Genomic DNA, 10,366 nt, shown 5'->3' with positions numbered 1-10,366 from the left:
CCCGCCGCTTGTGCCGAACCTGTCGTGGTCGACGATTCGCGTACGGAGTTCGCGCAGGTGGTGGCACAGCCGGATGGGCGCCTGCGGCTTGAGTCCGGAGTCGTGCCGCAGCGGACCCGTAAGGCGGGACGTTGGGCGGACGTCGATCTGGGGCTTGTCCGTGAGGCAGACGGCTTGTTGCGGCCCGGCGCGTCAGTGGCCGATGTGGCGTTCTCCGGGGGCGGCTCTGGGCCCTTGGTGGTGCTTGCGCGTGACGGCCAGACGATGGAGATGTCGTGGCCGGGCGGTGCGCTGCCCACACCGGTCGTGTCGGGTGATTCGGCGACCTATCCGGATGTGATGGCCGGAGTGGATCTGGTGGTGCGGGCGACGTGGACGGGGTTCAGTCACGTGCTCGTGGTCAAGTCGGCGGCTGCGGCGGCGAATCCGGCGGTGCGTCGGATCCGGTTCGGGCTTGGTGGAAGTGCGCAGGTTCGTTCTGGTCCGGATGGGCGGCTTCGGGTGGCGGCGGGTACGAGGGTGATCGCCTCCGCGGAGCCGCCGGTGATGTGGGACTCGCGCACCGGCGCGGGCGCGGCGCGTACCTCTGGGCAGAAGGCATCGCCCGAGGGGGCGGAGTCGACGTTTGCGGCGGCGGGTGATGCTGCCCGGATCGCACCGGTGGAGGTGGAGGTGTCGGGCGGGGACCTGGTGCTGCGCCCGGACACGGAGTTGCTGACCGCCCCGGACGCGGTGTTTCCGATGTACGTCGATCCGGCGTGGTCGGTGTACAAGACGAAGTGGGCGTACGCGACGAACAACGGCTCGTCGAACACCGACTACAGCGCGGCCCGGGTGGGGTTGAACCCGGACACCGGTGCCGTCTACCGGTCGTTCTTCGAGTTCTCCACCACGGCGAACGGCGTCTCGCTGGGCGGCAAGCACATCGAGTCGGCGTACGTGCAGATGAAACTCGACCAGTCCCTTGCCTGACAGCGTGTCGCCCTGACCGCACCGACTGGGCAGCCAGGGCGTCACGATGTCACGACGAGGTGGAGCACCGGTCAGAAGTTGATGAAGCCGTACAACGCCAGGTGGTTGGACTTGGTGCTGTCCACGGTGTACCCGATGCTCGATGGCTGCACGCTGCCCTTGATGAACAGATAGTCAATCTTGCTGGCGCTGGTGGTTTGCTTCGTGCCGTAGCCGGTCATCCCGTAGCCACTCAACGTCGACGCGGCGATGTCGGTACGGTTCGCGTCGATGCCGACCACCCGGATCGTCGAGGCGTTCATCAGACTCGTCGCGTCCGCTCCGAGGCGGATACCCGAATCGGCGATGCCCTTGATCCCGTCACCGGCACACGCGTACCGCCGGTTCTCCTCCGGCAGATGCATGGTCGCGGCGAAGACCGTGGTGCCGGTGGCCTTGATCGTGAACCGGGCCGCGATGGCGCTCGTCCGCTTCCACTTGTACTGGTACGTCGCCCCCGTATCTGCGTTCGGCGGCTTGTACAGCGTGCACCCCTTCCCGTCCTCGTACTCCGCGTCCTTCAACCACCCGGCGCTCCAGTACTTCGAAATGTCGCCGGAGGCGAGGCTCAGTGTCCTGGTGTTGTAGATGATGGCGTTGGTCTGCCGCTTCTTCAGGTCACCGAGCGCCTGCGAGCTGCAGTGGTGCGAGCCGCCCCACTCCTCGGGGTTGTCCCAGGCCACGATCGCCTTGTAGGCGCCCGCCGAGTACCCGAACTTCGCCCCGAGCTGGTCGGCGTAGGCCGTGGCCTGCCCGATACCCCGCACCTGCTGCACGATCAGCAGGTCCGGAGCCTGCACCCCTGACGTACCCGTCATCCCGCCGTCGTCGACCAGCATCGAGGTGAGGTGGTCCGGGCCGGAGATTCGGGTACACGTGCCGTCCGGATTATTGCGTACGAGGTTCTCGATGTTGTTGTTGTAGACCCGCAGGACCCGCTCCGCCGCAACGTCGACCGAGTCAGTCGTCACGGCGGCTGGCGCCGGCGCGACAGTGTGGACCGATGCCTGTGCGGCCGGAACCGCGGTGAGCATGGCCGCCCCCAGAAGCGCCGATCCCACCACCCCACGGGCCCGTCGATGTCGGAAAGACATGTGGATCCTCCCCAAGATCGCCCCAGCGGCGACCACCCGGACCCAACCTACTACCCACGAGTAGGAGTATCTGCATCGATGCATCGCCAGCACTGGCGAGTTCCAGACGATCCAGGAACTTCGACAGGTCCCGTCGCCTGGACCGGTCTCGGCGAAAGCTAGGTCGCCAGGGCTGACGACGTTCGACTTGCCCGACCGGTCCCGGCTTCTTGTACTTGGCGGTGTCGACCGGGGCGCGGGTCGAGCACCTGCTCCCACGGCCGGTCCGCCGGGCCGGTGGCGGTGTCGGCGGCCTTGTAGGTGGGGTGGGAGGAGTCGGTGGTGACGGTGCCGTCGGGTAGCCGGAGCCGGACCCGGTAGCGGGTGCGCGTCTTTCTATCCAAGCCATGGGCTGCTCCCGAGTGATGTGTGGTCATCCGGGTGTGCATCCACGCTTCGGCCGGGTGGTCGAACTCCACCGTCCAGCCCTCGGCCATGGCGTCGCCTGCGTTGGTCACGGTGTAGCCACCGCCGTAGCCGGTGCTCCAGGTGGACGCCTCGACGTAGCCGGCGGTCAGCCGCGCCGCCTCGGCGTACGCGGTCGAGGCGGCCAGCACCGCGCAGCCGGCGAACAGCGTGACCAGGCCGACAACGGCGGAGTGCAACACGGCGGCGGGTACGAATACCGGAACCACTCTCTCGGCCAGCTGTGGCGACAACCGTAAAGTTAGCGTGGATCCGCGCCGGACCCGTCAGCGGTTGGTCGGGCAGGCGGTCGGCTGGCTCTCGAGCGTCTCGCGTAGCTGGGCGGCGGACATCGGGCCGTCCTCAGTGTCGAAGGTCAGCTCCTCCAGCGGGGTCCCGAGCGGATATCGGGGCAGCTCGGCCGGGTGCTCGCGAGCCTCGTCGCGGATCACCCCGCTGACGGTGTCCGCAGCCACCGACAGCCGACGTGGGAAGGCGGCCGGTGGTTCCCGGATCACCGTGCTGAACTGGCTGTCGTCCCCTAGGACGAACAACCCCTGCCGCACCAGATCGGTGGTTGGGCCCTCGGCCTCCCAGAGCGGGGTGAAGTCTCCACCCCGCTCCGGGTCCGGCGCGGTGTAGACCCGCACCTTCCGTATCTCGTCGCCGGGGCAGAGCGGCGCGTAGACCGCGGTCCGGCCACCGATCTCGACGTACCCGAGGACGTCGTCGACCTGTTGCCCGTCGCAGTGCGCGGCCGTCAGACCGAGGCAGAGCAGCCCCAGCAGCCCGCCCGCCGCGCGCCGCCGCCACGGTGACACGGGACTGGTCAGCAATGGTCGTAGCCGCCCTTCTTGAGATCGGCGTCGTTCTCGTACGAGTTCCGGCATGGGTTACCGCCCGTGCGCAACGCCTCCAGGAGGTACATGGCGGCGAAGGTGCTTCCGTAGCGCCGCCACTGGCGACGGTGCGCCTTCTCGTGCGCAATGTAGTCCGCGGTTTTATCAGGATCGTCGGTTGCGAACGTGTCGCCGTAGGTGGTGCCTCCATTGAAGCCGACTAGGCTGGCCCAGCCACCCGAGCACACCCGCATGCCGTGCTGGGTGTTGCACTGCCCGCCGGTGAGCCAGGTACCGAACTGCACCCCCTTGCCCAGCGCCCAGGACTCTGCGGGGTTGATCAGGAACTTCAGCGGGTGGCCGAACCGGGCAAAGATCCCGAGCCCCTTCTGCGCGCCCATCAGGATGCCGTTCCAGACGGCGCTGATCACCAGCTTTCCCACCTGCCGAAGCGTTTCCTTGAACCCCCGCTCGAACTCCTGCCACCGCCGGAACATCTCATCGAGCCCGTTACTGAACTTGAGCAGATCCGCCTTCCGCTTGGGCGGATCCTTCACGAAGACCCGGATCAGTTTGGTCAGCTTAACCAGGCGTTTCTCCAACACCTTGATGTACCTAATGATGATCTTAGTGACCCAGTAGTACACCGGGGCCATCATGGGGACAAGGGCCATGAAAATGGTAAGTACAACGAAGAGGATCCACATGACGGCCAGGCGCTTAATCGTCTCGACCTTCTTCTTGATCAACGTACGGTAGACCGTCTTGTAGGTGACCACCCGCTTGGTGACGTACGCCCGGCCGTCCGGGTCGGTGAAGCTGACCGGGCTGTTGTTGGCGTAGGCGTAGCCCTGCAGGGTCTGCGGATCGTCGTAGCTGATCTCCGGGTCCACCGAGACGAACCGTCCGGTCGTCGGGTCGTACTCCCGGGCGCCCAGGTGGGTCAGACCGGTGGACGGGTCGTTGGTGCCGCCGACGAAGCCCCGGTCCCCGGCCAGGTTCGGGTCGCCAGGGCCACGGCTGCCGCCGTACGGGTCCCGCCGCTGCCGGGTGACGTACTGGCTGGACTCGTCGACGGACAACTCCGCCGTGCCGTGGTGGTCCGAGGCCAGCCAGGTGACCTTGCCGGTCTGGCCGCTGCGCATCGCCACCGCGCGGTCGTCGTGGGTGTAGTACCGCAGGCCGGTCACCCCGCCGGTGTTCTGCAACGTGAGCTGGGTTTCCCCGAGATACAGCGTGGTCCCGGTCGGGTCCCGGCGGATCAGCCGGTCGCCCGTCGCGTCGTACAGGTACGACGTCGCCTTGCCGTTCTCGGTCACCTTCGCCAGTCGACCCTCGGCGTCCCACTCCAGGGTCTGCCCGACACCGGCTCGGACCCGCCGGGTGAGGTTGCCGGCCGCGTCGTAGTCGTACTCGTCCACGCTGCTGCCGGTCGGGGTGGCCGTGGTCACCGAACGCAGCGCGTGCGGCTGGGCCTCGCCGGCCGCGGTGTAGGCGTAGCTGCTCGTCGTCCGGGCCCCGGTCGCCGACGTCCGGGTTTCGGAAAGCCGGTTGCCCAGCTTGTCGAAGGTCCACGAGTGCCAGTACGGCGCCGGGCCGCCCAGCCCGGTGGCGCTGGCCGCCGCCGCGCAGTCACCGGAGGCCGGCGTCCACGCCTCGGCGAGCCGGCGCAGGTAGTCGTGCCGGAAACACTGGGTGTCCGGGGCCACTCCGTTCGCCGGGTCCGGGGTGTCGCTGATCCGGGTCACGTTGCCGGCCGGGTCGTAGCTGTACTCCACGCTGGAGATCAGTTGCGGGCCGGTCTCCCGCCTCGTCTCGGCCAGGGAGAGCCGCCGGGTGCCGGCCTCGTACCGGAACGACCGGCGCATCGACTTGCCGCCCGCGGCGAGGGTGATCTCCTCCTCGTCGCCGTAGGCCGAGTAGAGGGTTTCGGTGACGTAGCTGGTCGTGCCGGAGAGGGTGGTGGGCATCCCGAGCTTGTTGTAGCCGTACCGCAGCGTCTCCGCCGGCAGCCCGCCGCCGGCCGGCAGGGTGGCGGTGTCGACCTCACCGTCCACGCGGTAGGTGTTCCGGAACGTGTACGTCCCGGCGAGCGCTCCCTCCCCGGCCGGGATGGTGACGGTCCGACCGGTGACCCGGTTGCCCGCGTCGTACCCGGTGATCGCCGTGGTGTACGCGGCACCGTCGACGTACCGCGTCGAGCTGGCCTGCATGCCGGGCGCGGGCGTACCGTCGACGAGCTTGTCGTACGTCCACCCGCTGAGCTTCGGCCCGGTCGCCGACCCCTGCCGCAGCGCCGTCTTGCGGCCGAGCAGGTCGTACTCGTACCAGAGCGTCGCGCCCCGGGCGTCGGTCTCGCTGACGATGTCATTGCGGTCGTTGTAGGTGTACGTCATGACACCCTGGTCCGGGTCCTCGCTGCGGATCTTCCGGCCCCGGGCGTCGTAGCCGAACCGCCAGACGTTGCCGGCCGGGTCGACGACCGTTTCCGGCTGGCCGCGCCGGTTGTAGGTGTACTTCGTGGAGTCGTACTCGCCGCTGGCCGTGGCGCCCTTGTACTGGCGCAGCTCCACCAGCCGGCCCTCCGCGTCCAGGATCCGGGTGGTCGGGGTCTGCCCGGCCGGCGGCGTGGTGTGCTGCCGGTCGATCTCGTGGACGTGGCTGGTCCGCCACTTCTCCACCCCGTACACCAGGAAGATCTCGGCGGTGGGCCGGTCGGCGCCGTCGAAGACGGTCACGGTCTGGGCCGGCAGCAGCGCCTGGTCCGGGACGAACAGGGTGGTGCCGGGTGGGGCGTCGTTGTAGTAGGGGCCGCTCTCCCGCACCTTCTGCCCGCGGGCGTCGTAGTCGACGTCGGTGATCACCCGACCGCCGAGCGGTGAGGGCGCCTGGGTCTGGCGCAGCCGCATCTTCCCGTCCAGGAGTTGGAACTCGGTCCGGTAGCCGCCGTCGGACTCCAGCGTTCGGGCGATCACCACGTTCGGCCCGTCGGTACGGGTTTCGTACGCATAGGTGGCGTTGGGGCTGTCCGTGCCCGGGTTCCGGCCGGGCAGCCAGGTCTTCACGACCCGGCCGAGCGGATCGTACTCGGCCACGCTGCGCGCGCCGTTGGGGGCGGTGACCGAGAGCTCGGCTCCGGTGGCCGGGTCCAGCTCGGTGACGGTGGTCTGGTTGAGGTGGTTGGTCGAGCTGACCCGGGTGGTGGCGCCGGTGGCCGGGGTGTAGGTGGTCCGCTCCCGGGCGCCGAGCACGTCGGTCTTCTCGGCCAACCGCCCGTGCTGGTCGTAGCTGGCCCGCAGCGTGGTCAGGTAGGTCGTGGTGCCGCCGGACCAGCCGGAGAACTCCTCCCGCCGGGTGACCGCCCCCCGGACCGGCGCGGCATCCAGGGTGTCGTTGCCGTCGTAGTAGAACCGCTCGTCCGAGACGATGTCCGCGGCGGAGGTCGGCTCCCGGTCACAGTCGCCCAGCACCGTGCGCTTCTGGGCGACCGGCTCCATCAGCCAGGTGGTGGTGTTGCGGGCGTAGCTGTACCGGGTGCAGCTGTCGTCGTCGGCGTTGGCCAGGTCGCCCTGCTGCTGCTCCTGTACCAGGGTGCCGTCGGGCTCGTAGGTGTGGATGGTCGCCGTCTCCCGCCACCGGCCGCCGATCACCTCGCCCTGTACCAGCCGCTTCTGCTGCACGTTGTGCGCGGTGGTGGTGCCCCACGGCCGGGACCGGGTGGCGCTCGCGGGGGAGAGCCACGGATCGGTGATGGACCGGGAGAGGACGGTGCCGCCGTCGGCGGTGTAGGTGATGGACTCCCGCAGCATGCCCGAGTACTGGTCGGTGTCCCGCCACGGGGTGTTCGTCGAGTCGACCACGTCGACCCGCTTGAGGACCCCGTCGGTGGCGGTCTTGTCGCCGTCCATGCCCCGGAAGTAGACCATCTCGGTCAGTGACCGGATCTGGTTCGCCAGGCCCATGCGGACCCGCACCCGCTCGTAGCCGCGCCACTGGCTCCACGACTTGCGGCTCTCCGGGACCAGCCCGTCCTCCTCGTCGTGCCGCCACGCCGGAGCGCCCACGTACTCGACGTCGGAGATTTCCTGGGTGAAGCCGTTTGTGCGGTCGCTCTCGACGACCCTGGTGACCACGTACTTGTTGAACCAGTCGGTCCGCTCGGTCAGCCCCTCCGGGGTCCACCGCACCGGATGGCAGCGCCTGTCGTTGGTGGCCGGCGCCGGCAGGTCGGTCTGGTGCGTACACTCCTTCGGCGAGTAGGTGACCGCGACCTCGCCGCCGCTCTCCGAGCGGATCGCCCGGACCCGCCACCAGTTCAGCGGCGGGATGTAGTCGTTGCCATCGACCCGGTTGTTCAGCTGTACGCCGTCGAAGTTCACCGCGGGCAGCGCCTGCTCGCCGTTCACCAGGCCCTTGTTCTGGAGTGACGCCAGGAAGAGCCGGGCCTTCGTGCCGTCGCCCGGGCTGGGGTACGAGTGGACGAACTCCCAGCGGTCCACATCCCGCGGCCCGCTGCCGCCCCAGACCTGGGTGGTCACGCTCTTCAGCCGCTTCTGCGACCAGAAGGTGGGGTCGAACTTGTTGTTGCAGTTGGTGGTGCTGGCGCAGTCCTGGTCCCAGGGCACGTCCGGCCAGTTCGCCGGCGACGTCTTGACGCAGGTGGTGTCCGGGATGCACCGGTCGGCGGGCTCGAAGAGCACTCGGCCGACCCAGGGCGAGGTGTAGACCTGGCCGTCGCGCTGGCCGTACTCGATGCTGGTGAGATAGCCGCCGCGGACGTACCCGGAAACCTTGGTCGCGACCAGGTTCCGGGCATAGTTGTTCTTCTCCTGGCCATAGAAGAAGCTCGCCGTGTTGCCGTGTGGGTCGACGACGTAGTCGAGGTTCCACCGCCACGCCTGGGCGCAGTGCGAGGCGTCGAAGGTCGACTTGTGGCACGGCTCGCCTTCGTGGTTGCCGAAGACCGGGACGGTCCACGCCGACTGGGTCTGCGCCTGCGTGCCACCGGCCCAGCCGGGCAGCTTGTTCCGGCCGAAGTGGTACTGGGTGCCGTCCCGGGTGGTGACCACCCAGTACTCGCCGTCGTAGTCGCCGTTGCCGAGGCTGGTGTCCTTCCACAGCTCCACCCTGGACCCGTCGTCGCTGCGCATGTGCCAGCGCTTCGTCTCGCTGTTGTACAGCAGCTCGCCGCCCCGGCCGTTGAGCACGAGGGTCAGGTTCTCACTGCTCCAGCAGAGGTCGCCGGTCTTGGTCGTGTTGTTTCCGCCCTTCATGTCCAGCGAGCACGGCACGTAGCGGCGTTCGACGTATCCGCCCGGAGCGAACTCGAACCCCTCGCCGACCCAGGACGGCTGGTTGTTGGTTCCGGTGGTGCGGCCGTCCACGCTTCCGGAGGAGTACGACAGCTTCAGCTCCGGCGTGGGGCCGCCCAGCGACGGCGGTACCGACATCGGGTACTGCCAACTGAAGTCGCCGGACGGTCCGCCGACCTGCCAGGTCGCGGACGGGGAGAGCGAGCTCTGCCCGAAGTCACCGGCGGTGCCGGCGGCGGCCGCCAGGACCGCGAACAGGCCGGACTCCGCGCCGCCGACCGGCAGGTCGCCGCTGAGCCGTCCCGAGCCGTTGTTGCGGGTGGCCACCGGTATGCCCCGGCACTCCGGGGCGGCCGGGGTCCGCGCGGCGCATTCCGGCAGCCGTACCAGGCGCAGCCGGGTCGCCCAGTCGCCGCCGAACGCGTCCCGGAACCCCGAGTAGTCCACCTCCACCGAGACCTGCCCCGCCGTGCCGATGCCGTCGGCGCGGCGGATCCGCAGCAGCAGTCCGTCGTCGTGCCGGCCGAGCAGGTTCACCTCGACCCGAGCCGGGATGGCGATCTCGGCGGCCACCGCCCCGGCGGGCCCGGCCGCTGTCGCCGCCGGGCCGGGCGGGGAGCCGGCCGCGGGATCGGCCGAGGCGGCGCCGACGTAGACCGGCAGCGCGCCGGCTCGGGTCCGGGCGGCGGCGCCGCCCGCGGCCCGGGTGGACGCCGCCGCCAGGTCGACGACGGCCCGAGCCGGCGCCGGCCAGGACACCGTCGGGGCCGACGTGACGGCCATCTCCTCGGCCGGGTCCGGCGGGAGCGGCCGGGTCGGGGCGTCCCGTCCCGGTACCGACCGCTCCGCCGGTGCCGACGTGGTCCAGCTGAAAGCGACCGCAGCCGCCGCCGGTACCCCGCCGACCAGGGTGGTGACCAGCGCCACCGGGCCGGCGAGTCGCGACCGCCGGACCGGGAATCGTGACCGAGTTCTCATGACGTGCGGCTCCCAGGACGTTCGACGACGTGGACCGGACCGCCTGAGCTGGTCGAGGGCCACACCGTCGAGGGCGACACTTCGGCGCTACCAGCGGGACCGGCGTGAGATAGGGAAGGGTGGATGGCCGTCAGTGTGGGGGGCGGGCCGCACATTTTTCGTACACCGCTGGTTGTCCGCACACCGCTGGGCCGTCGTCCCGGCCCACCCGGGTGGAGATCCACTCAGGACGCCGCGCAGCCGGCGCAACAAACGCCACAGAGCCTAACGGCCGGTTGACCCGGGCCTTGAGGTCCCACGGTCGGCGGACCTCGTCGTGCGTGCTCATGCGGAAGACAACCTGGCGCCCGCCGGACTTTCGGCTCGCTCAGTCCAACCGTCCCTTTGGTTCGCCCCGTTGACGGCCAAGGCCTCCATCAGGACGGGCCCGGCGGGTCAGGGTCAGATGCATGACGAGAGCAACCGCTCCCAGCTCTCTCGCGCCCGACGGTCGGGGCCCAGGTGCTCGACAACCCACATTCGGAGCATGAGGTTGTGCCCGAGCATCCGTGTCCGATCCCACGGTTCCTCGCCGTGCAACCGTTCGTTGGCCTTCAAGGACAGCTTGGCCCAGCGTGTGCGACTGGGTGCAGCGGGTGGTGGGAAGGGTGTCGAGATGACCGTGGATCGAAGGGTCGCCTACGGCAAG

4 protein-coding genes and 1 pseudogene are annotated in these 10,366 nt (G+C 69.4%); 1 reads left to right on the top strand and 4 read right to left on the bottom strand.

The features are described from left to right. Positions 1 to 963, top strand: a pseudogene (locus Pma05_RS43065) (LamG domain-containing protein); the annotation flags it as partial. Positions 964 to 1,043: 80 nt separating this feature from the next. Here the strand turns inward: Pma05_RS43065 and Pma05_RS34345 are convergent. The 4 genes from Pma05_RS34345 to Pma05_RS34330 form a co-directional block, all read right to left on the bottom strand. Beyond that, entirely contained in the window at positions 1,044 to 1,982 is a 939-nt protein-coding gene (locus Pma05_RS34345; protein WP_203861682.1) for an exonuclease/endonuclease/phosphatase family protein, read from the bottom strand. A 281-nt stretch (positions 1,983 to 2,263) separates the two neighbouring features. After that, a complete protein-coding gene (locus Pma05_RS34340; protein WP_203861681.1) occupies positions 2,264 to 2,779 on the bottom strand; it encodes a cellulose binding domain-containing protein in 516 nt (171 codons plus the stop codon). Positions 2,780 to 2,836: 57 nt separating this feature from the next. After that, positions 2,837 to 3,385, bottom strand: a complete 549-nt coding sequence (locus Pma05_RS34335) for a hypothetical protein (RefSeq protein WP_203861680.1) — start codon at positions 3,383 to 3,385, stop codon at positions 2,837 to 2,839. Further along, on the bottom strand, positions 3,379 to 9,678 hold the full coding sequence (locus Pma05_RS34330) for an RHS repeat domain-containing protein (protein ID WP_203861679.1): 6,300 nt from the start codon (positions 9,676 to 9,678) through the stop codon (positions 3,379 to 3,381). Before Pma05_RS34330 ends, Pma05_RS34335 begins: the two co-directional genes overlap by 7 nt. Positions 9,679 to 10,366: the final 688 nt, after the last annotated feature.

It is taken from the genome of Plantactinospora mayteni, assembly GCF_016862935.1.
In the GTDB taxonomy this organism is placed as follows: domain Bacteria; phylum Actinomycetota; class Actinomycetes; order Mycobacteriales; family Micromonosporaceae; genus Plantactinospora; species Plantactinospora mayteni.
Note: the sequence above shows the minus strand (reverse complement) of the source record. Positions and strands in the feature narration are given on the sequence as shown.

What these genes read in the sequence shown, in the direction of transcription:
- Pma05_RS34330 (WP_203861679.1), bottom strand. Translation starts at nt 9,678, where the DNA reads ATGAGAACTCGGTCACGATTCCCGGTCCGGCGGTCGCGACTCGCCGGC.